The 23,002-nt window shown below is 66.4% G+C and carries 8 protein-coding genes and 1 pseudogene; 5 read left to right on the top strand and 4 right to left on the bottom strand.

Annotated features, from left to right (window positions below):
* The first annotated feature begins 256 nt into the window (after positions 1 to 256).
* Together E5083_RS19605 and E5083_RS19600 are read left to right on the top strand one after the other, a co-directional pair.
* Entirely contained in the window at positions 257 to 7,384 is a 7,128-nt protein-coding gene (locus E5083_RS19605; RefSeq protein ID WP_135786987.1) for a polymorphic toxin-type HINT domain-containing protein, read from the top strand.
* Positions 7,385 to 7,476: 92 nt separating this feature from the next.
* Positions 7,477 to 7,815, top strand: coding sequence for a hypothetical protein (locus E5083_RS19600; RefSeq protein WP_135786986.1), 339 nt, complete (start codon positions 7,477 to 7,479; stop codon positions 7,813 to 7,815).
* Between the two features lie 133 nt (positions 7,816 to 7,948).
* On the opposite strand, the gene E5083_RS31505 is transcribed toward E5083_RS19600, so the two are convergent.
* Positions 7,949 to 8,116, bottom strand: coding sequence for a hypothetical protein (locus E5083_RS31505; RefSeq protein WP_208754090.1), 168 nt, complete (start codon positions 8,114 to 8,116; stop codon positions 7,949 to 7,951).
* Between the two features lie 1,795 nt (positions 8,117 to 9,911).
* Positions 9,912 to 10,148 (bottom strand): annotated as a pseudogene (locus tag E5083_RS31760) (transposase); the annotation flags it as partial.
* A 36-nt stretch (positions 10,149 to 10,184) separates the two neighbouring features.
* On the opposite strand from E5083_RS31760, the gene E5083_RS19585 reads away from it, so the two are divergent.
* The 3 genes from E5083_RS19585 to E5083_RS19575 all read left to right on the top strand — a co-directional run bounded on the left by E5083_RS19585 (position 10,185) and on the right by E5083_RS19575 (position 15,386).
* Entirely contained in the window at positions 10,185 to 10,490 is a 306-nt protein-coding gene (locus tag E5083_RS19585) for a hypothetical protein (RefSeq protein ID WP_135786984.1), read from the top strand.
* Positions 10,491 to 10,658: 168 nt separating this feature from the next.
* Positions 10,659 to 14,915, top strand: a complete 4,257-nt coding sequence (locus E5083_RS19580; RefSeq protein WP_135786983.1) for a P-loop NTPase family protein — start codon at positions 10,659 to 10,661, stop codon at positions 14,913 to 14,915.
* A 78-nt stretch (positions 14,916 to 14,993) separates the two neighbouring features.
* Positions 14,994 to 15,386, top strand: a complete 393-nt coding sequence (locus E5083_RS19575) for a hypothetical protein (protein WP_244317566.1) — start codon at positions 14,994 to 14,996, stop codon at positions 15,384 to 15,386.
* A gap of 932 nt (positions 15,387 to 16,318) precedes the next feature.
* Here the strand turns inward: E5083_RS19575 and E5083_RS19565 are convergent.
* Entirely contained in the window at positions 16,319 to 19,183 is a 2,865-nt protein-coding gene (locus tag E5083_RS19565) for a hypothetical protein (RefSeq protein WP_135786982.1), read from the bottom strand.
* Complete coding sequence (locus E5083_RS19560) at positions 19,065 to 22,619, bottom strand: ATP-binding protein (protein WP_135786981.1); 3,555 nt, start codon at positions 22,617 to 22,619, stop codon at positions 19,065 to 19,067. Before E5083_RS19560 ends, E5083_RS19565 begins: the two co-directional genes overlap by 119 nt.
* Between the last annotated feature and the right edge of the window lie 383 nt (positions 22,620 to 23,002).

The raw sequence follows: 23,002 nt of genomic DNA, 5'->3' as shown, positions 1-23,002 counted from the left end.
CCCGGTGCAGGCGATTCCTTTGCTGTCCCTGTGGAGATGCTTTGCAGATTGTGATGACTTCCAGTCCTAGCGTGATCCACTGCGGGGGGTCATCGACTGCGCCTCCGTCTGACGACTACTCAACAGCGCCTGCAGCTTTCTTTTTTGGGGTGCTTTGAGACCCAGGGGGGGGACGCACGGCATGGCGCGGATTTCGGCGTGGGGACGCAAGCGGGCGGCACATGCCGCCAGGCGGGCTCGGCGCACGGCGGCGGTGATGGCCGGGGCCCTGGTGGTGGGACTGCTGCCGGCAGGTGTTGCCACAGCGGCGTCTCCGGCCGCGCAGCACAAGACCCTTCCTGCCGCTCCCCAGAACAAGCGCGTCCCTCTGGCCCACCCCAAACCAGGGTGGGGCTCCACTTCCAAGCGTTTCAAGCACTTCAATCCCGGCGGCGGTGCCAAGCTCCCCGCGGCGGGCATCGCCGATGTCACTCTGCCGGTCCACGCCGCCTCCGCGCATCTGAATGCCAAGGCGACTGAGATGCGGGCCAAGGGGACGCCGCTTCTGTTGGCGGCGACCGCAGGAGCAGGGACCAAGGCGAGCGCCGCCGAAGGATCGCAGCGGGTCCGAGTGGCCGTGATCAGTCAGAAGACGGCGCGGGCGGCCGGTGTGCACGGTGTGCTTTTCACTGTTCAGCGCACTAGTCCGGGTACCGGAAGAGTCGCCCTGCGGGTTGATGACTCGTCGTTCCGCTATGCCTTCGGCGGCGACTTCGCCTCACGCCTGCGCCTGGTCCAACTGCCAGCCTGCGCCCTGACCACGCCGACGCTACCGAAATGTCAGGTCCAGACCGTGGTGCGTACCGCGGCCGGTGACCCGTTGTCCACCCAGATCGCCCCGCCGGCTCCCGGTGTTCTGTCGACCAAGGCCGACAGTTCTGAGGGCTTGGCAGCTCCATCGTCCGGCGCAAGGATGGTGTTGGCGGCCACCTCAGGCACATCGGGGTCATCGGGCGACTACTCAGCGACCAGTCTGTCACCAGGTGGGTCCTGGTCGACATCGGGGAACACGGGTGCCTTCACCTACAGCTATCCGATCTCCGTGCCGCCGCCCATCGGCGGCACAGCACCGAATGTCGATCTCGTCTACAACTCCTCGAGCCAGGACGCGCGTACTGAAGGCACCAACAACCAGTCCTCCTGGCTAGGCGATGGTTGGACGTCGTCTGACAACTACGTCGAACGCACATACAAGTCGTGCAAGGACGACTCGTCGTCCGGTGCGCCGGCCAACGACGGAGACCAGTGCTGGGCGGGGCAGATCCTCACCCTCTCACTGAACGGCAACTCCACCGCGATCGTCTACGACGACTCGACGAAGACCTTCCATCCCGTCGACGACAGCTCCACGATCAAGATCGAGAACCTGGCCGACGTCCAGAACGGCACAGTGAACGGAGGAGAGTACTTCAAGGTCACAGAGGGCGGGACGCAGTACTTCTTCGGTCTCAACCGGCTGCCGGGTTGGTCGTCGGGCAAGGAAGAGACGAAGTCCGTGTGGACCGAGCCGGTCTACCACGCTCACAGCGGTGTGTCCGGCTGTCCGGACAGCACGGACTTCGCTGCAACCTCGTGCACGCTGGGCTACCGCTTCAACCTGGACTACGAGGTCGACACCCACGGCAACGCCACCGCCTGGTACTACTCGCCGGAAACGGGTTACTACGGCGCTGCCATGAAGAACACCGCGGTGCCCTATACGCGCGGCGGCACCCTGTCCCGCATTGACTACGGTATGACCGCCTCGACGATCTATTCGGCCACCGCACCGGAGCAGATCGTCTTCGACGCCACCGCTGAACGCTGCATCGCCGGTACGCCATCCGGTAACACCTGCGCCGACAGCCAGTTCACCGCTGCGAACGCCTCGTACTGGCCGGACGTTCCGGTGGACCTCAACTGCGCGTCAGGCTCAACGAACTGCACCAACCATGGGCCGAGCTTCTGGTCCCGCAAACGTCTGACATCGATCACCACTCAGATCCAGTCGGGTGGGGCGACGAGCCAGGTCGACAAGTACACGTTCACCCAGTCCTTCCCTGACGGGGGCGACCACGCCCCCACGCTCTGGCTGGACGCGATCCAGCGCACCGGCCTCGACAAACTGGGCGGAGCATCTGGGAGTACCTCGACCCCGGCGGTGAGCTTCGATCCGCCGCTGCAGTTGCCCAACCGGGTCGGCACGATCCCGCAGATGCCGCTGATGTACCACGACCGGATCCAGACGGTCACCAGCGAGGCCGGAGCGCAGATGACGGTCACCTACGACCGTCCCAACTGCTCGGCAGCACCGGCGAGCGACCCCGACGATCCGACGGACGCGGCCGCCAAGACGTTCGCCTCCACCAACACGTTGTCCTGCTTCCCCGTCTACTGGGCCCCCGACGGGCAGCCCGCCCCGTGGATGGACTGGTTCTACAAGTACAAGGTCGCCTCCGTCGTCACCGAGGACCCCCACAACTCCTACCAGGACGGGACCCAGCCGAGGCTGGAGACGGATTACAGCTACAAGGGCACCCCTGGCTGGCACTACGACGACAGTGAGACCGTCAAGGCAAAGAACCGTACCTGGGGTCAGTTCCGGGGCTATCCGGAAGTGGACGTCACCACGGGCGATCCGAACGTCTTCCACTACACCGACGGCGCGAAAGTCTACGACCAGAAGACGCTGACGAAGACGCACTACTTCCTGGGCATGAATGGTGACACCCTGCCCGGCGGCAAGACCCGGTCGGTGCCGGCCCTGACCAGCCAAGACGGAGCGACGTCGGTCACCGACGAAAACGCCCTGGCAGGCCAGACCTTCGAGACCGACACCTACACCAGTGCAACGGGCATCCTGGACAAGGCCGTGGTCACCGTGCCCACGATCATCGGCCCTACAGCCACGCGCACTCGGAGCGGCCTGCCGAATTTGACGGCCCAGATGGCACGTACCGCAAAGACACTGACCCGGCAGGCTGTGTCCTACGGCTGGCGCAAGACCGAGACCGACACCTTCTACAACACCGCCTTGGGCAAGTCGACCACAGGCATGGCGGTGCAGGTCGACGACCGCGGTGAGACAACAGCCAGCGACAACGTCTCGAAGTGCACCTACAACCACTACCTCACGGGCGCTGTCGCCACCCTGGTGTTGGCCGCCGAGACCCTCACCACAGCCCAGGACTGCTCATCGGCGGGTGCCACCCCCAGCGGCACCCTGCTCTCCGACACCCGCACTTCCTACGACACCAACAGCTTCGTCTACGACGGCGACGGGCAGCAGAATCCGGCCTTGCCCAAGATCGGTGACGCAACTCTCGTTCAGGCGGCCTCTGCCGCGAACGGTGCCACCGCGACCACCTTCATCGACAAGACGTCCACACGGTACGACTCCTACGGCCGGACGACGAAAGTCACCCGGACTCCCAACTCCACTTCCCCGGACGGCAAGAGCCTCGCTCAGAGCGTCTTTACTTCTTACAGCCCCGCCAGCGGTGCTGTGCCCACCGGCAGTACCACCATCACGCAGGTGACGCCCGCCGTGGACTGCTCCACGGTCACCGCCTCGTCCCTGAACTGCCAGTTCGCCAGCAGCACCCTGGACCCGGCGCGTCTCCTGCCCACGGCCAAGACCGACATCGCCGGGAAACTCACCTCACTGACGTACGACGCACTCGGCCGTCTGACCGCGGTATGGCTGCCGAACGAGATCAAGGCCAACAGCGCCCCGGCGAACACCGTCTACTCCTACAGCATCTCCCAGTCGGCCCCGTCGATCACGACTACGAACTCGCTTCTCGACAGCGGCAATTACCGGACCAGTGAGACGCTGTACGACGCAATGCTGCGGCCCCTGCAGGCTCAGAATGCCGGGGAGAACTCCAGCACCACGGTCACGGACACCCAGTACGACTCCCACGGCTGGACGGTCGCCAGTAACAACGGTTACGCAGTGGGCGGTAGTCCCCGTAGCAGCCTCATCTCGGTCTCCCAGGTCTCCATTCCCGACACCACCGTCACCGACCACGATGGCCTGGGCCGTCCCGACTTGGTCACCGAGGAGCACAACGGGCTCAAGACCTGGAAGACGACTACCGTCTACGCTGGCGACAAGACCACGGTTTTGCCACCCAAGGGTGGGGTGGCCTCGGCGAAGGTAGTCGACGCCCGGGGTCAGACCAGCGAGCTGGACCAGTACACCGCTCCACCCACCGTGTCAGGCACAGCGACCACCGGCTTCACTGCTTCGGGCGGCACCACCTCCGCCACCACTTACGGCTACACCCCGGCCGGCCAGCAGACCCGGGTCACCGGCCCGGACAAGACGGTCTGGACGTTCGACTACGACCTGCTGGGTCGCAAGAAGTCCCAGACCGACCCAGATACAGGGCGGAGCAGCTACGGGTATGACGACGCCGGCAACCTGACCTCCACCACGGACGCCAAGCAGGTCGAGCTCGATTACACCTACGACCTGTTGGGGCGCAAGCTCACCGGCACCGACAAGGCCAAATCCAACTTCCAGTTCGCCTCCTGGACCTACGACACCCTGCGGGTCGGTTTGCCGACCTCCTCCACCCGCTATGTCCCGGGCGTGACCGGCGGATACACCGTCGCGAGCACCGGCTACACCTCGCTCGGTAAGCCGACCGGCACAAAGATCAGCCTTCCAGCGTCCGAGACACCGCTGCCCTCGACCTACACCACGACGTACACCTACACGGTCCGCGACCAGTTGCTTGCCACGCAGAGCGACCCGCGTGCCCAGGGCCTCAACAACGAGGTGATCACCTACGACCACGACGCACTGGGGATGCCAACCGGTACCGGGAGCAGCGCCTTCTCGTACGTCACCGGGACCGTTTACACCGATTACGGAATGCCGTCCCGAGTCACCATGGGGGCCTCGACCAACCCTGCCGTGACCACGTACGACTTCGACGATCAGACCCTCAGGCTGAAAGAGCGCGTGATCAGTCGGACGCAGGCACCCGGCCCCACCGTCGACGACGTCAAGTACAGCTACGACGCGGCCGGCAACCCCACCTCCGTCAGGGACGAGCAGTCGGAGACCGGCAGCACCGTCACAGACCAGCAGTGCTACAGCTACGACGCCCTGGACCGGCTCACCGACGCCTGGACCGCCAACGACAGCTGCAACGCCAACCCGCCCATCAGCAGCACTCTCACCACGGCACCCGGCTCCTACTGGCAGAGCTTCAGCTACGACGCCATCGGCAACCGACACCAGAGCGTCGACCACGCCATCGGCACCACCGGCAATACTTCCACCACCAACTACGCCGACGGCTGCACCGCCACCTGCAACCCCACCGGCACTCAGCCCCACACTTTGACCGCCACCACCGGTGGCACCAACCCGACGACATTCGCATACGACGAAGACGGCAACTTGCACACCCGCACGCCGAGCGCGGGGCCAGGTCAGACACTCACGTGGGACGACGAGGGTCACCTGGCCCAGGTGGACACCACCGGCGCCAGCCCCACGACCACGAAGTACCTCTACGACGCCGACGGCAAGCAACTCATCCGCCGTGACCCCGGGCAGACCACGCTCTTCGCCGGCGACACCGAGATCGTCGTGAACACCAGCGTCACGCCCAACACGTTGCTCGGCGCCATCCGCACCTACAGCCACGGCGGGACGGGAAGCCCCGTCGCCATCCGGTCCAGCCTCACAGGCGGCGGAGTCAAGTACCTGTTCGGCGACGCCCACGGCACCTCGACCCTGGCGATGGACACCACCACACAGCAGGTCGCACGCCAGCAGTACACCCCCTACGGACAGCCAAGATCCAGTGCCAACACTGTCACCTGGCCCGACCCCACCCATTCGTACCTCGGCAAGCCACAGGACAAGAACACCGGCTACACGGACGTAGGCGCCCGCAAGTACGACCCCAACCTCGGAAGTTTCATCAGCGCCGACCCCATCTTCGAAGCCTCCAGCCCTCAAGAACTCGGCGGCTACACCTATGCCGCCAGCAATCCGGTGACAGGCAGCGATCCGACCGGCACCATCCGGGTGAACCCCGACGGCACCCAGTGCACTGGCGGCTGGAATGAATGCGGCCCGGGCAACGTGAGCACCGGCGGAGGATCCACGACGGAAGCCACCACCACGAGTCACGGAGGCGGTGGCCTCGGGGCCTGGTTTGGGGGCGTGGTCAGCACAGTAGTCGACCAGGGCAAGAAGTCCGTCGTCGGAATGGTGGAGGCGCCTTGGCGCCAGATCCAAGCCGACAAGCAGTGCTTTACCAGCGGTGACAACTGCATGCAGCTACTGGCCCAGGCCGAGCCCTCCCTCGCTGCCTCTAACTCGGTAGTGGGACGCGGGTCCGAGATCTACGGTGACTTTACTCATGGCAGAAGCGCCGAAGGCACCGGAAAGCTGATTTTCGACGCGGCCGTGATTCTCGTGGCGAAGGGCGCAGGCGCAGAGACTGAAGCGGAAACCGCGGAAGCCAGGTCCCTGGTCAAACCTCCGAAATGCAGTTTCGCCCCAGCTACTCCGGTGCTCATAGCCAACGGCAGAACCAAGCCCATCGGCAAAATCAAGCCTGGAGACAAGGTCGAAGCCGCAGACCCGAAGACCGGCAAGCACCAAGGCACGCGAACCGTCCAGCACGTATGGATCAACCACGACCACGACCTGCTCGACCTGACCATCCGCACCAAGAACGGCCACACCGCTACTCTCCACACGACTGCCAACCACCCATTCTGGGACGACACCACCCACAGTTGGGTCCCTGCCGGCAAGCTTCGCCACGGCGACGCTCTGAACACCGCGATCAACGGACACGCCTACGTCGTCGCCACCCAGTTCACCCCGGGCACAGCAAACCGCTGGAACCTCACCGTTCAGCAGCTCCACACGTACTATGTTGTGGCGGGCGGCGTGCCGATATTGGTCCATAACACCGACGGAGCAAGTTGTCGGGTTGACCTCGGCGATGGAACATTTCTGCATCCTGATGGGTCCATTCGAGATAAAAAGGGCCACTACGCCGGCACAACCGGTGCCCAGCCAGGTGCCAACAATGAAGAAACTGTCTGGGATCACTTGCAAACCGAGGGTGCCACCGTGGTGCGCCAGGAGGTGGGCGTCAGAGTGCCAGGATTTAAGCTGCGGAAGTATGACGGGCTGGCCAATATCGATGGTTCCTGGTATGGAATCGAAACAAAGGGTGCATCGGCTGGTCGTAACCCTGATCAGAGGCTCTTTGATGATTGGCTGAACACGCCAGGTAATACAGCCGTCACTACAAATGGGATTGAACTGAGTGGCGTCTTTGACGCCTGGGTACCGCAGGATCGGCCGCCGGCCGGGTGACAGGCACACGGGCAGGCCGGGCTGGAGGCCGGGCCTGCCCGTGTTCTATGCTTCCCTACCCTGAGGTGGCCGATGTTCATAGGAGTCGAGTGATGAGCTTTGATCTCGCGTTCTGGTACTCAGCGGATCCGGTCGATGGTACGAGTGCGCTTGGAACTTACCGGGCGATTCTTGACGAGGTCCCTGAGGCTGTAGTGCCGAATGCGGCGGTCGGCGATTTTTTGGCTGACGTCGTAAAGGTCTTCCCGGACCTGACTGAGGAGAATATGGATAGCTCTCCTTGGATGAGTCCTCTCTATTTCAGCGACGCTTTCGTTGTGGCGAGTATTTCTTGGTCTAGGCAGCAGGTGATGGCGCGAGCTCTTGCTGCTCTGGCGCGTAAGCACGGTCTCGTTTGCTTTGACCCGCAGGCGGAATCCGTCATTTCTTGACCGAGAAGTCTGGAAGCGGATTTAGGCCCCGCCGGAATGGCATTCCGGCGGGGCCTCTGTGGTGTCTGACGGCAGTAGTTGACGGCAACGTCCAAGCCGTCATGGTCCTCCAACTCACTGCCACGGGCTGAGATCAACCCGCAGCATTCACCAGGTCCGCCAATTCGGCTTCTGCCGTCCCGGCCCGCAGGCGGACGTCGAAGGTGTAACCCTCATCGCAGAACATCAGGTCGAGATCCGCTGGTGTTAACCTGCGGAAGACGATCGCCAGCCAGATGGCGTCTTCCTCCCAGACGTCCACGTACGGGCAGCACCGTCCTCATGCACGTACGCCTCACCTGGGCCGTTCTCCGTCTCGAACTGCCATATGAGGCTGCGCACTTTGCTGCGTTGCGTCGAGTCGATCTCGACCCTGGACCGTCGGGCCCGGATCGCGTCTGTCAGCCCATCCCGATGCGCCATCCGTCCGCATCACCCTCGACCACCGTCAAGAACATCAGGGCCAGGGTCTACCAGACGTCCGTGACACAGCACCGATCAGTCGTGCCTGAAGTTGGAATGGGCGCAGGGTATCGACATCGGCGCCGTCCTCACCGAACCACTCTTGAACCGGCCGCTCCGCACACCCCTCGTCGCTACACATCGACAGAAGGTACTTCGACCAGAAGCCCAGGTGGGCAAGCAGTGACTCGCCCGCCACCAACGGGCTAACAGTGTATCCCTTGATCAGCACCCGTCGATGGCACCGATCACCACACGGTCCGATCCGGGATCGGCTAGGCAGACCGGCCAGTTACGGGACAGCTCTGAGCTAGCCGAGCAACTGATCGGTTCTGGCAATGATCCCAGTACTGCTAAAGACCGGTTCACCGCTACGTTGCGGTATTGAACTCACGGGGTGGGGGTGATCTTATTTCTCTGTTGCGAGAGTGTGACGCTGAGCTCAGAGCGGAGAACACGAGTGGTCAGAATCCGCTTGGTCTGGCCTGTTTGATCGCCAATCTTGATAAAGCTAAGTATTTGTGGACCCGAGTCGTTCTGAGTAGCTAGATTAAATTCCCTTGATAGTGCGCCTGATGCCTTGCCGGGAGCGAGTTCCGGTAAGACATCAAGCGTCTGACGGTAGTAGTGGACGGCAACGTCAGCGGACGGATGCGGCACCGAACGGCTGGTCCTCGCCGCCGTCGGGCTTGGGAGATATCTCCGCGAGCCCGGTTGAGGGCTCGGCACAGGAGGTTGATGGCCTGGTGCTGGAGGCGGACGTGGGCGTACACGTCCCGGTTGACGCGGATATGGGCGGGCCCCAACGGCTCCTCGATGACGACGAGTTCGACGACCTATTCCAGGAGGAGCGTCGCGGTTTAGTGCCTCAGATCGTGGAATCGGATCGGCCATAGTCGAGCTTCGCAGAGCAGGGCGCTGCAGTGCGGGGTGAGGGTTGCGGGCAAGATCGAATGTCCGTCCGGCCGTGTGAACACGCGCCCGCGGCCCTGCCACTTCGAGGCGCCCCGGTCTCGCGCCTTGGGTTTGCCGCTGGCGGTGTGCGCGCAGCGGGGTGATGCAGGAGGCCCAGAGGGTGATGCGCCGCTCAGAGCCGTTGGTCTTGGTCGGCAGGGTCGCCAGGCTGATGCTTCGGGTGCGCTGGAGGTGCGGACCCAATCGATTGCGGAAGGTACCTAGCGGGTCGCGTTGCCTGCAGCCGATGGTGCCTCCAGGCAACCGACTTCAGGCTCTAGAAGAAGCCAAGCTTCTGAGGGCTGTAAGAACAAAGGATGTTCTTCGTCTGCTGGTGGTACACGGCGCACATGGCTCTGACCAGTGCGAATGTCAGCTTTCAAGCAGGAAGGGCTGTCCCTGGCCCGTATATGGTTCGGATCTTGATCGTGAACTGGGCGAGGTCGGAGGCGGAGAAGGGCTCGCTCTGGATCAGACGGGATGCGCGAAGCCAGTGGGCCAACTAGATCTTCTTGACGTCGTCGCCCGAGTGGTGCTGCCCTGCGGTGATGATGCTGGGAACGCCCCTGGCGTGGGCTCATCCGTCCTTCTGGGCCTTCCATGCTCGTGCCCGGCTATGCAGTCGAATGATCCCGAGCGGGATGGTGCCATTCTTGGTCGGCAGCGTGCTGATGGGCACGCACCGCCGTGGAGTCCACGGACACGTCCCAGTCGATCCGGCCGGTGGCGCCCTCAGTTCCATCCGCCGACCAGCGACGATGGCGCCTGTAGACCGTCTCCTACGGCCCGAACCGCTCCGGAAGGTTGCTCCGCTGCAGCCTCGTACGGACCCGGTACACCACCTCGTTGATCGCCCGTCGGTGATCGCACCACCGGCCAACAGCGTCTAGGACCAGTTGGATGGGAGGCAGGTCATGACTGTCGTCGTCGTGCTGGTGGCGAGCGAGGAGGACGTGGAGCCAGTGCGGCTGTCGTGTACGGAGCAGGGCATCTATTTGCCCGCGCTGGCCAAGATCGCGCGGCTGAGCGGGCCTACTGGATCAACCGCGTTCCAGGTCGACACCAATGAAGCCGCAGCCGCAGTGCGCCGGCTGGTGGTCGAAGGGCTATTCGCGGGGCCGCGCGGGCAGTACGTGAACGATTACAGCGCCGAGCAGCATCACCGACGCATCCAAGCTCTGTGCCCTGAAGTCCTCGACCGTATCCGGGAAACCGTGTGATTTCGCGGGACTAGACTCGTCGAGATGATGTATCAGGATCTTCTGTGCCGGATCCAGTGACGCGTAGGTACGGAGCGCCGAGGGATGTAGGGAGGCCCGGCACCATTGTTGGGTAGGTGGTGGGGCCGTCCACGGCGACAGCAGTCGCTGCCCCTGGAGGGCATGTCTATGGCGACCGGTGCTCGCTCCGTGGTGGCAGCGGGGGACATCGGTCTGGTCGTCACGGGCGACGGCAATCAGTTCCAGTTTGTCGCCTCCCCACAGCGCGTCGCGACGTCCAACTACCGCTACCAAGTGGAGTCCCTGGCAGCCGCCGAGTTTCGCGGACGGTCTCAAGAGCTGGCGTTGATGGCGGAGTTCTGCACCGTGCGGGAAGATGCCGATAGTGCCGAGGGCGCTTACTGGAGGTGGCTCGCCCCCGCATGGGCCGGAAAGACGGCTCTCATGGCCCAGTTCGTGATGGAGCCCCCTGCCGGGGTCGACGTCGTGTCCTTCTTCGTCACATCGCGCTTGAACCGGCAAAACGACCGTGAGGCGTACTGCGAGGTGGTGCACCGGCAGTTGTACGCGCTGCTGGGTGAGGAAGAACCAGCGGTCACCGAGCACACGCGCGAGGAGAGCCTGCTCGCCGCGATGGACCGGGCCGCAGCCGTGTGTGAGAGTCGCGGTCGACAACTGGTGCTCGTCGTCGACGGTCTGGACGAGGACTGCGGGGTGCTCGCGGGCCCCGGAAGCCACAGCATCGCCGCGCTACTGCCGCGGTCGCCCAGGCACGGAATGCGGGTAGTGGTCGCCGGGCGGCCGCATCCTCCCTTACCGGACGACGTGGCCCACGCGCACCCGCTGAGACGCGGTGCCATCAACCGGTGGCTGGCACCGTCGCCGTACGCGGAAGTCGTGCGACGGGAGGCGGAGGACAGCCTCATGCGGATGATGCAGGCCGGTGGCCTCGCACGGCAACTGCTCGGGCTGGTGACGGCGGCTGGTGGCGGACTGACGGCGGCAGACCTCGCCTGCCTGGCAGACACCCGTCCCCGGCTGGTTGAAAAGGAGTTGAGCACCGTTACCGGACGCGCCTTCCGTGTCCGCACGCCGCACTGGTCCTCCCAGGATGCCGATGCGTCCGCTTCCGGCGTCTACGTACTGGCCCATGAGGAGATCCGGCGCAGCGCGGTCGAACTGCTCACCGAAAATGAGCTGGCGGCGAACCGCGAGCGGCTGCATGAGTGGGCGGATGATTTCCAAGCGCGGCGCTGGCCGCCCCACACACCGGAGTATCTGCTCCGTGGCTACAGCCAACTGCTGCGCGCACAGGGCGATACACGACGCCTTGTCCGACTGGCCCGTGACGCTCACCGTCACACGCGGCTGTGGCAGCGGTCCGGTTCCGATCTGGACGGGCTGTCCGAGCTGTCTGCGGCGTTCGAGGGCCTTGTGGCCGGGGGCGGCGGGGACCCTGCCGAGGTTGCTGACGCATTCGTGCTCGCTGTGCGGCGCGACACCCTGCTTTCGCGCAGCGAAAGTCTCCCGGACGCCTTGATCGCGGTGTGGGCGGGTCTGGGGCGGATCCGGCGCGCTGTCAGCCTGGCCCGAGCCCGGCAGAGTGAAGTGGCCTGTCTGAGAGCTCTCGTGGACGTAGTGCGGGTACTCGTCGCGAACGGTGAGTTGCAGCGTGCGACGGAAGTCGCCGACGAGGCAGCCCAACTGGCCGATGCTGTAGCCGGACAAGGGCGTAGGGAGGCCGCAACGTATGCAGTGGTCATGCTTGCCATAGTCGGTTCCACGAACCGGGCGTACAACATGACGTGTGCGCAGGTGCCCCAGCAAGGGCAGGACGAGGTGCTTGCGTCGGCGGCCACGGCCGCCCTTCACGCGGGGCAGCGCGGTACGGCGGAGATCCTCGCCCACGCGGCCGCCGCCTCGCTCCCCGACTCCGTGCCGGTCATAGCGGCGCAGGCCATGATCCTTGACAGCGACTGTCCGCAGGCTGTGGCGGTCATCCGGACTGTCGGTGACCGCAGGCTGCGGGTTGATTTGCTGGCAAACGCCGCGTCGGCCATGGCCGAGGACGGGCACACCGATGCGCTCGTTGTGGCCGAGGAAGCCCTCGCCGAAGCCCTCGCGGAGGGAGGAGAGCGCGCCCTGGTCCCAGCCGCTCTCGCCCTCGCCTACGCCGATGGACCCAGGCGGGCAGGCGAGATCTGCCGATCGCTGTCCGACCCGTACGAGCGAATGACTTCCCTGGCTCGCGTCGCAGCGGTGCTGGCCACCTCCGGCGACGCCGGCGAGGCCGCGGACCTGGCCCACGAGTCCGCTGCCCTCGCGGACAATGTGACCGCGGACAACCAGCGCGCCGACGGTCTCACCATGGCCGCAGTGGCTCTGGCTCTGGCCCGACAGCACAAGTCGGCTGTCGAGTTGCTGGCTCCTCTCAGGTCGACTGCGGCCCGGGAAGAGGCTGTGGCGGACATGGTGATGGGCCTGGCTGAAATGTCGGATGATCTCGAGTGGGCCACCGAACTGGCCCACGGCCTGAGCTCTCCGCGCAGCCGGAGCCGGGCGTTGGCGTGCCTGGCGGCCGCGCACCTCGCGCGCGGAGACAGGGCGCGGGCACAGGCCCTGGCGCAGGAAGCGTCGGACGCGACCCGGGAGAACACCGGGTGGGACAACTTCCATCATGTCGCACAATTGGCCATGGTCTTGGCCGAGGCGGGCGCGCCGGGCCTTGCCGTCGAGGCCGCCCGGAAGATCGACGAGCCGGACAGACAGGCTATGGCCCTCAGGGAAGCGGCCGTCGGCGCGGCAGCTTCCGGTAAGCCGGAGCATGGCGCGGACATCGCGCGCGCGATTGAGGACCCCCGGCGCCGGGCGCAAGGGCTCGGCTGGGTGGCAACGGCGGCGGCCCGAGGCGGTTCCACGGGCTTAGCGGACAGACTCATCCAGGAGATGCGAAAGATCGAGAGCCGTCTACCTCCAGCGGGCCTCGTGCCAAGCGATCACCGCACAGCGGCCCTTGCCGCACTTGCCGCGGCCTTCACCGAGGACGGGCAGGAGGACGCCGCGGACGCCATAACCGACACCGTAAAGCCGAACTGGAGCCGGGCGGAGGTTCTCGCAGCCATCGCCAGGAGTCTCGCCGAGCGCGGAGAAAGTGACAAGGCACGCTCTCTCGTGCGGCAGTTGGTGACATCTCCGCGTGCTGCACGCCTTGCTGCGCCGATTGCCACCGTATGGGCGAGAGCAGGATCAACTCCAAGCGCCCTAGCCGCCCTTGGTCTTCTGCCACTGGCGGCGGACCAGGCGGAGGCACTGGCGCTGACCGCGAAGTCCCTGGCCGGGGCAGACGGCATCGTACGGAGCTCGGGTTTGGCCCATCACGCCCATGCCCTAGCCGACGTTCTGAACAGCCCAGATTGGACCAACTACGCGCTGTCAGAACAGATAGCACTGTTGCTCCGTCACGACCGCACCGATCTCGCCGCGGCGGTGAGTCAGCACATCACAGAACCTGGACGACGTACGGAGCATGGCGCTTTGTGCGGCACTGCCGCTGGATCGTCGACGGTTTCCGACACCGGCCCGTACGGCGAAGATATAACCGCTGAGGCGGCCTTCCTCGCAGAACAGATCACGAACGTGCACGATCACTGGCGGGCCCTCGCCTATGCCGTGGCCGCTCTGACCTGGACCGAACAGCACGACCGTGCCTGGTCATTGCTCAACGGACTGCCGGACGAAAGTGCCAGCAGGGATGAGGCCGCTGCCGCGTTGGCCGAGGCCCTTGCGGCTTCTGGGCATTACGCAGTGGGTCGCGAAGTCGCCCGGAGCCTGCCGAAAGGTTTCCAGCGAGAGCGGGTGCTTGACGACGTCGCTTGCTGGGCCGCTCGGCGCGGAGACTTCCTCATCGCCATCGATCTGTGCGTCGCGGAACACCACGTTGAGCAGAGTAAATTCCCTCTGCTCAAGGTCGTGGACCTCGCGGCGGCGAAGCGACAGTACGCTGAAGCCGCTGTCGCCGCCCGCGCGCTCAGGGACACCGAGGACCAGGTGCGCGCACTGTGCGCCATCTCGGCGGCTGCCAGGCGGCACGGTGCCCACAACTGGGTGGGTGAATTCACCGACGAGGTTGGTGCCTTGCTGACAGCTGCTTCAGAGTCGACGGGAGACTGGACGGGACGCCAGCGAGGCCGTCTCCAGGCCGCCGCGGCCGAAGGATGGGGGGACTGCCCCGCAGGCCGTGCAGCCGCAGTCGAAGCACTGAGCCTTGCCTCGTGGCCCACCTGTTTGGAGGCGGTTCGCCGGACAGCGGCCCAGGCCCTACCAGCCGCTCTGGGGCCGCTGCTACGCGAGAAGGAGGATCTGTCATCGCAGAGCGGGCCGCTGCCAGCGCCCTCGGCGCCTCAAAAGACCAACCTACATGGATGAGATGAACGGGCTGAGCCCGCGCCACGAAGGCAGGCGTGACCTGTCGGCCCACGACAACGCACAGGAGTTGCTCGAGACATGAAACCCCTCATGTACACCGGAGTCGGGCTCTGCGGTGCTGGCATGGTCGCATTGATTGTCGGCGCGGTTGTCGACGTCGACGCGGCGGACCCGTGGGCCAGCGTCGGTGGTGGCATCGCAAGTCTGGCGGGCATCGCCCTGGCGCTGTACGCCCAATTCGCTCAGCCGGCCGCTCCTGCCACCAGCAGAACCCAGGTCAGCGCCGACGGAGAACGGTCCATCGCGGCCGGAGGCAGCATCGGCGCCGCCACAACAGGCAATGGCGCCGCGCCCGCATCCGCGCCAACACCGTCCATTCCGCCTCCGGCGTCCGGGACGGTAACCGCAGCCGGCGACAGATCCATCGCAGCGGGCGGTCATATCGGCAGCGCCTCGACGGGCGACGCCTGAGTCAGCTGAAGCTGGGGCACTGGGCAGGTCTCCAAGGGCAGCTCGGGCTGGTCGGTCCAGCGCCACCGCTAGGGGCTGTCCAATGGGCCGGGTGAGCTAGGTCGGGTCGTCGGGAAGGAGAACGTGATCTTCCTGAGGTCGCTCAGCACCGGCAAGACCCTCCTTACCACCAGCCTCGGCATACGGGCCTTCAGGCCGGTCACCGGGTCGCCTTCGTAACCGCCGCCCAGTGGATCACGCGGCTCGCCGAAGCCCACGGTGGATTCGCGTGTCGCTGACATTGCCGCACCGTCAATGACATGCGAGGCAGTCTCCTGGTCACCCCTCGTGCGGCGGCTGGGACTGCGCTGGGTTCGGGGTGATGAACACCGCGAGGCAGCGGAACTCGCTACTTGAACCTTCCAGCGGGGTGTATGGACGCCAGGCGAGCATGTAGGCGCCCCGCAGTACTCGGGTGATGTCTGGGAAGGAGCCGCTGGCCCACAGCAAGTGCCGCTCAGTTCGCGGCCTTCGTGGATGCGGAACTCCTCGTCCCTGGTGGGCGTTCTGCGTTGCCTGGGGCGCCACAGGGCTGCCTCGTTTGTGATGAATAGGGCCAGCCCATTCTGCTCCTCGCGGTCGCAGAAGCGTTTCAGTGCAGCTTCTTAAGGACGGGCTAGAGCGCAGGAGCGCCGACAACCTCGCAGTCGTGCGGGAATCTAGATCCATTGGGCGGGCTCGGTCTCGCCGACCCACGTTTTGGACCTGGTAGGAACCTAGGTAGCCGATCGAGCCGAGTACCAGCAGCGCGAGGTAATGGCGGGTCAGTAGCCAGGTCTCGGAGACCAGCCCTTAACTCCGAAACGGGCTCTTGTGTCTCTTTGGGATGCACAAGACGGTTCCGGACCTGTGGGACGACGTCCGCGCCATCGCGGTGTCCCGTCTGTTCTCCTTCAGTCCGCTTCCAGCCGCATGACGACATCTCGGGTAACGATCGGTGCGGCTGCCCGCTCGGACAGAATGCCCAGCAGGTCGGGGCGGATCACGACGGCGCAGCCGGTCGTCCGCGGCCACGGCAGGCGGTAGGCACTCCGCTCGTACTCGGTGCGCCAGCAGATGAACCGCAGGGCAGGACCGCGGTCGTCCTCCAGTGTGAGCGGGGCGCCGGGCTTCAAGCGGAGTGCGGTGCGGAGCCACGGGGTGGGTGTCAGTGTGAAGCCGGGTAGTCCCAGGCCGTGGGCGGCGTCGGCGGCGGCGGTCATGGCGCGGTCGAGGCCGAGGAGCGGGGTCCCCGGCGGGACGTCAGCGGCGGGGTGCTGCCCCCGCGGTCGGGCCCACTCCTCGATGTCTCCGTCCGAGAAAGGGATAGCGTCACTGTCCTGGTTCCCGGAATCGGTCACTTCCGGGCCTGAGAAGCTCACGACGGTCAGGCCGGTCTTCCGGGTGTGCGGTGATAGGAACTTGCGTTCCTCCACGGAAGCGAGGATGCGCCAGCCCGGGAGAGTCTGTCCGCCGAGGGCGGCGGCTTGCGTCAGTGGCTGAGTGGAGATGGTCTCGGCGGTTGTTCCGGTCAGCGGAGTGTCCTGGCTGGCCGGGTCGTCCGGGCCGGGTGGCAGAGGAAGGTCGGGGCGTGGCCAGCGTGCCTCTTCGAAGGCCAGCGGAATACGGGGGTCGTCTGTCAGTACGGTGGCCAGCTGATCCTCCCAAGCTGCCGGATCGCTCACGCCTAGGCCCTGCGAGAGCCTGTGCGCGCGGCTACCCGCTGCCACCGTTTGGATCGCCTCTTCGATGGTCTCCTCTATTGCGAGATAGGCGTCCGGCAGCTCGCCCTCGTCGGCGCTGAGGTTGGCGCGGGACTGGGCCTTGTTCCTCTCGATGGTGCGCTCCGTATCAATTTCGCGGCGAACCCTGGCGAGGACCGCTCGGATCAGCCCGGGCTGCAGTTGCTCGGCTTCGTTCAGCCGCGCGCCAGCCACCTCTGCCACCATCCCCGTCACGACGCGATCTCTCGGGCTGTCTCCCTGTGCGGCGGAGGTCCACAGGCGGCTCGGCGGGTTCAGCCCGGCCGGGTCTGACGTTCCCATGGGCACGCTGGCCGCATCGGTGAGCAGCCGGCGGGCGAGGGCGCGGACGGTGAGCAGCGGTCCTCGGGCCAGTGCCTCGAGCGCGTCTTGGCAGTGGTCCACGACAGGTTGGGCGTGCGGCCCCTGTTCTTGGAGGAGGCACAGCAGCCACATCAGGGTCGCCGGATCGGAGAGTTGCTCGAGTGCGAGGGCCATGGCGGGTGCCGTGGCTTCGGGGCGCAGTGTGACCAGAGATCGCGTCGCAACCATCGCTCGGCGTTTGCCTTCCCGGTCCGCGTGTGCGACTGCGGCCAGTGTCGCGGTCGCGAAGGCGTGGTCGAGATCGCCGGGTGCGGGGGTTCCGTTGTCGTTGTCGGGGGCGCGGTAGGGGTGCTGGGGATCGTCGCTGTCGTGAACGCGTGGTGCTCTGCTCTCGATGACCGTTGCGGCTTCGTCCCAGAGGGCGAAGGCCAGGTCGAGGGAGTCGTTCGGGGGCAGGCCGAAGGCTTGCTGGGCGAAGGCGAAGACCAGTGCCTGGGTGATGCCGTGGGTCCCGTACCGACCGGCGCTCACCACTGCTTCGGCCTCTTCGGTGATGACGCGGTGGGTGAGGGTGCGATCGAGTTGCGCGGCCGTACGAAGGGCGTCGAGGGCTGTCTCGCCTCCGAAGTTAAGCCATCCGCCTTGTCCGCGGGTGCGTACCCATGTCAGTGCATAGGCTTCGGCGGCGAGCGCGTCATGGCCCTTCTGGCGGAGCTTGTCCGCGAGTTGGCGCAGCAGGAGGGGACCGTCCCGGAAGTCGAAGGGGCCGGCGATGGCACGCAGGACTTGTGCGGCCTCGTCGGTCTGTCCTCGGGTGGCGAGGTTGAGCACGCCGTCGCCGACGAGGTCTCTCATCTGTTCGAGGGTGTGTTGTGGTGCGCCAGCCTCGTACGGGCTTAGGTGCCATGCGCGCAGTACTCGGATCAGGCCGACCGGTTCGGAGGGCGCGAGCGACGGGGCGGCAGGTGAGGTCGGGGCCGTGGTCGGCTGCGCGGGGATGGGTGCGCTGCGGCGGGGCTGGGACTCGTCGGTGACCGGTGGTTCGGGCAGGCGGGTGAGCTGCGGGGCGCCGACGCGTTCGGCGACGGCGTTGAGTTCTGCGACCAGCTGTGCGTCGGTCAGCCTGGTCTGGTCGCTGGAGGAGTCGCGGTTGGCTTGCCGCTCGTCGGCCCTGCTCAGTGCGATGCGCAGCAGTTGTGGAACGCCGTCGGGCGTGGAGGGGCCGACTGTCCGGGCGAGCCGGTCCAGAAGTGCGGCGTCGGCTTGGAGGAGCGGGGTGTCCAACGTGATGCGGAGCGCGGTTGCCACAACCGGATCGGCGGTGTCGTTCCACGCGCGCCAGAGGTCTTCTCGGGCGTCGTGGAGGATGGTGTTCGGGCCGTTGCAGTCGCTCAGCAGGCCGGTGGCTGCGAGATCGGCAAGGGCCACGGGGTCTGCCCCGGCCAGGACGTTCCACCACCGCGGGCGGGCAGCGTTGGTCTCCTTGCCGTCGGTGTGAAGGACAAGACGCTCGCACAGTGGCTGGATTTGCGCCACTCGCGCCCGCCCCCGGGCCGGGTCCGCGGTGACCAGGGCGGGCAGCGGATCCAGGAGCTCATAGACGGTGATGTCCTTGCGCCAGCTGTAGGCCACTAGGAAGTGGCAGGCCGCCAGCCAGTGTTCCTTGGCCTCGGCGAGCTCGTCGCCGGTGAGGGCGAGACGCGAAACGTCCACCAGCCTGCTGGAGGAACTCGTTGCGGACGGCTTCGGCGACGCCGGCCCGCCGTGCGGGCGTGGTGTGCTCGACGGCGATCGTAAGGAGCGTGTCGGCTGGCAGTGGTCCGCCCATCTCGCCGCGCAGGCTGACGCTGATTTCCCGGCTGACGTGGATGAGGGTCTTCCACGCCTGCGGCCAGTCCTGGTCGGACACGAGGGCGGCCGCCCGGCGTACCGACCCTTCGATGAGCGGATGGATCGAGTAGAGGTCGCACGCACGCGGGTTGCCGGTGAAGGGGCTGAGGTCTGCGGTCAGGAGCCCGAGGGCTTCGATCACCAGGCCAGACTGGGTGTGTGCTGCGGCGACTTCGGCGCGCGCGAGGGCGATCGCGAACCGCAGCCAACAGGGGTACCAGCCGGGCCCCTGAACGAGAGCCGGTACCGCGTCCAGGGCGGTAAGGTCGGTCTGCGCCGTGATCGCCAGGGCATCGAGCCACCTGGCTACGGCCACGGGGCTCCACTGGACACGTTCGTGCTGTACGTCGTGGGTGAGGGCGAACAGGGTGTTGCGGGCAGTCGAAGTCTCGTCTGTCGCAAAGCCTTCAGCGAGCTCGGCGGCAGCGACCCCCAGCGCGAGCAACCGATGCGCCGTTCCCAGCATGTATCCCAGGTCGGCCGCCTCCTGAGCCCACTCCGCGGCGCTGCCCGCCTCACCGGGCACCGCGTCTGCGGCGATCTGTTCGGCGAGTGCGAGGCATACCGGGCCGCCCGTTGCAAGGCGCGGCACCAGGTCGGTGACGGCCTCGATTCCGACGGTGTCGAGGAGCGTCTTCACGACGGCGTCGGCCGTTGCCTGGTCACCCCGTTCCTCAAGCCACTCGGCGATGCGGTCCAGCGACACCGGTCGGTCAGGCCCGTCCTCGCGGGGCTCCTTACCTCTCTCCTGATCGGTAGCCGACAGGCGCAACCCACCCCGCAGGTATGCCAGTTCGACGGCTCGGTCGGACTCCGCCCCGTAGGAGGTGTTGTCCGATTCGGCCTCGTGGTCGTGTGCCGTCAGGTACGCGTGCCAGGGTGCCACGGCGCCTGCCGAGTCGAGGACGGCGCACATCTGTAGACCTGCCCGGGCGGGCATGACGGTCCGGCCGTCGTGCAGGAGCCGGTCCGCCAGCCTCTGAGCCCCTATCAAGGTAATCGGCACGTCGGCGAATTCCACCAGGTCCGAGTCGAAGCGCTCGAACTCGTACGTCTGCGCGGCCCTGGCGAGTTCGACGCACCGCGCGACGACCGGCCAGTTCGCCGTCCTGGCGGCGCAGCGCAGGCCGGTGGCCAGGTTGTCTCTGATTGCCGAGGCTGGGTGGGCGGTGGCGACGGCTCGCGTGACGAAGTCCCGCCCGATGTGGTCCAGCACCTCCGTGTCGCGCCCAGCTTCGGCGAGGATCTGCAGGAGGCGGCGGAAGGCCCGCGGGTCGTCGAACAGTCCCTTCCCGGTCAGCCAGGTGGCGATCAGCGCCAGCGTCGATTCCAGGGCCCTGGGGTCGTTGTCGTAGCCCAGGCGCAGGTAGCGGGCGAACGACTCGTGGTAGACGCGGATCTCGCTGGTTCCGGCCGTCCCGGAGAGCACCGGGGCCAGCACCTTAAGCGCGCCGTCGATCCTGTGCGCACGGTCCGGGATGATCTGCCCGAGCTCCTCGCGGGTGACGGACACGCCAAGCAGGGCGATGATGTCCGCGACGACATCGGCTTCTGCGCCGAGGGTGTCGTAGAGGTGGGCGTAGTAGCCCTTCAACGATCCCTGGTAGGCCGGGAGCGCCCGCACCACTGCCGCGGCCTTCGTGATCGTCTCCGGCCGGAGGGCGACCTCGCGGCAGAGGTATGTCGCGTACAGGGCGTTGCCGCCCGAGCGTTCCTGCAGCGCGTCCAGGAAGTCGGTCACGTCGAGGTCGTCGGTCAGGAGCGCCTCGGTGTGCTCGTCGTCCGCCGCCGGGACGAGTCCGAGCCGCTCCGCGACGGTGCGGCACTCGAGCGCAGTCAGTGGTGGCACGGCGACGGAGGCCGCCCCGGCGTCCTGGAGGGGGACGAGGTGGTTCCCAGGCTGGCTGAGGACGATGAGGACGCTGCCGGGCGGAAGGCGCTGCGAGCCGAGGACCGCGGCGAGGGCCAGGGACGGATCGGTTCTCCTGGTTCTTCCTCCTTGTACGCGGGTGACGTGGTCCAGTCCGTCCACGACAAGCGCCACGCGCCGGGTGGGGTCCTTGCGCAGAGCGGTGTCCACCGCCGTGGTCAGCGCTTGTGCATCGGCGGCGAAACGCGGGCGCTGCTCCTGGACGAGGTCGGGGTCCGACTCGGCCAGACGGCCCAGCAGGCTGCCGAAGACCGTTTCGGTGACCACCCGGGTCAGCTGATCGCCGTCGGCGTCGCCGAGGTAGCAGTAGTGCTCGGCGACCAGCCACCCATCACCGGTGAGTTGGTCGACCAGCTGCTGGCACGCCCAGGACTTGCCCTGTCCCGGAGGGCCCGTGACTAGCAGGACTCCCCCCTCGGCTGCCGCTGTCCCGGCGGCCTCCGCCAAGACGCCGACCGTGGCGGGCCGGGCCACTTCCAGGGCGCGGTCGACAGGGTTCGCGCGCACGACGGCGCCGAGGTCGCTGCGCAGTTGGGCCTGGCGCAGTAGCTCGCGGGGTGTCACGTCGGTTCCGCGCTGCCGGGCGGAGCGGACTGTGCGGATCAGCGCCTCGGCGACGTCCTCCGGTGAGCGTCCCTCGTTGGGGTAGATTCCCGCGCCGAGCTCGCCACGCACCCGTTGGAGGAGAAGCTGTTCGGCCGGCCCCGGCTGCAGGAGGTCCGTCGTCATGGCCGGTGCGTCGACTTCCACCACCAGGTGCTCGCACAGCCATTCCAGGTCCCGCTTAGACACAGCCCTGTCACCGCTGGTCAGGAACCCGAGAACGTTGCCCGCCCTGCGTCGGCCCCGCGCGGGCAGGTCGAACCCTCGCCAGAGGGCTTCCGCGTCGAACCGCAGGAGTGTGGTATTCATCCCAGGCAGGAACGGCGCGTCGGAGGAGCGGGCGGGCACCATCACCGCGTTCAGTGCATCGCCGTCCGGAGGCGCATTGCGCATCACGATGCGCAGCCGGTGGGCGATGGCGCCCGCACCCGGTCCGTCCCGGTCGGCGACAGCAGCCGCCACAAGGCGGTCCAGCCTCAGTCCGCGATCGTCGGTCGTAAACGTGGTGTAGCCGAGGGGGTCTTCCTCGTCCGAGTGCTTGAACTGGATCCGTTCACGGGATCCGTCCGCGTTGATCACCGTGAGGTCGTCGAAGCGGTCGTCCGTCACCAGCTTCTCGTCGACATGGACCCTAACGATCCCGCCGAGCAGCAGGTCGATGACGCGGCCTGCCTCCATCAAGTCCTGGTACTCGTACCCGCGGTGCGCGGCAGTTAGATCACTCATGTCGGCAGTATTCTCCGCTGTCAAGCACCCTGCTGGCGCAAAAATTACCCGAACCGCGACGAAGGACCTCGGTTGTGGTCGTGAGCGCACCGCCGACGAAGACGGCGCCGCCGGCTTGAGTTCTGGCGCGGGCGGTGTAGAGGGCGGCGTTGAATCCGGCGCGGCCGGAGTTACTGAGTGCTGGAGCAGCCGCCACACGGGCACTTGGAAGAAGCATCTACGACCGTGACTTGCGTAGTGAGGCGAACGAGGCACCAGGTGCGCTTCCTGCACGTTCGTGAAGATCTCACCCGTGGGTTCTGGGGCTCCTGATTACCTGGTGCCTCCATCTACCTTGCCCGCGCGCACCCAACTCTCGCCCAGCCCCGCCCACGCTGCATACT

This window comes from Streptomyces bauhiniae, assembly GCF_004784475.1.
GTDB classification, from domain to species: Bacteria; Actinomycetota; Actinomycetes; order Streptomycetales; family Streptomycetaceae; genus Streptomyces; species Streptomyces seoulensis.
Note: the sequence above shows the minus strand (reverse complement) of the source record. Positions and strands in the feature narration are given on the sequence as shown.

What these genes read in the sequence shown, in the direction of transcription:
- E5083_RS19575 (WP_244317566.1), top strand. Translation starts at nt 14,994, where the DNA reads ATGAAACCCCTCATGTACACCGGAGTCGGGCTCTGCGGTGCTGGCATG.
- E5083_RS19580 (WP_135786983.1), top strand. Translation starts at nt 10,659, where the DNA reads ATGGCGACCGGTGCTCGCTCCGTGGTGGCAGCGGGGGACATCGGTCTG.
- E5083_RS19585 (WP_135786984.1), top strand. Translation starts at nt 10,185, where the DNA reads ATGACTGTCGTCGTCGTGCTGGTGGCGAGCGAGGAGGACGTGGAGCCA.
- E5083_RS19600 (WP_135786986.1), top strand. Translation starts at nt 7,477, where the DNA reads ATGAGCTTTGATCTCGCGTTCTGGTACTCAGCGGATCCGGTCGATGGT.
- E5083_RS19605 (WP_135786987.1), top strand. Translation starts at nt 257, where the DNA reads ATGGCCGGGGCCCTGGTGGTGGGACTGCTGCCGGCAGGTGTTGCCACA.
- E5083_RS19560 (WP_135786981.1), bottom strand. Translation starts at nt 22,619, where the DNA reads ATGAGTGATCTAACTGCCGCGCACCGCGGGTACGAGTACCAGGACTTG.